Genomic DNA, 478 nt, shown 5'->3' on the forward strand with positions numbered 1-478 from the left:
GCTGGATCGGCTGCTCAAGCGCCTGTCGCGCGACCAGACCAACTCGGTGGTACGCGCCTTCAGCTACTTCTCGCACCTGGCCAATATTGCCGAGGACCAGCACCACAACCGCCGCCGGCGCGTGCACGCGCTGGCCGGCTCGCCGCCGCAGCCGGGCAGCCTGGCGCACGCGCTGCAGGCCATCGACGCGGCCGGCGTGACCGGCAAGACCTTGCGCAAGTTCTTCGACGAAGCGCTGATCGTGCCGGTGCTCACCGCCCACCCGACCGAGGTCCAGCGCAAGAGCATTCTCGACGCCGAGCGCGAGATCGCCCGCCTGCTGGCCGAGCGCGACCTGCCGATGACCGCGCGCGAGCGCGATCACAACACCGCGCTGCTGCGCGCCCGTGTCACCACGCTGTGGCAGACCCGCATGCTGCGCAACACGCGGCTGATGGTGGTCGACGAGATCGAGAACGCGCTGTCCTATTACCGTACC

1 protein-coding gene is annotated in these 478 nt (G+C 69.5%); it reads left to right on the top strand.

What is annotated here, in order from left to right; all coding sequences use genetic code 11:
• Nucleotides 1-478: phosphoenolpyruvate carboxylase (locus tag ACYP5B_RS42900; protein ID WP_459573647.1), on the top strand; the 478-nt coding region annotated here is incomplete at both ends.

The sequence above is a fragment of the Cupriavidus sp. 8B genome, from assembly GCF_054589115.1.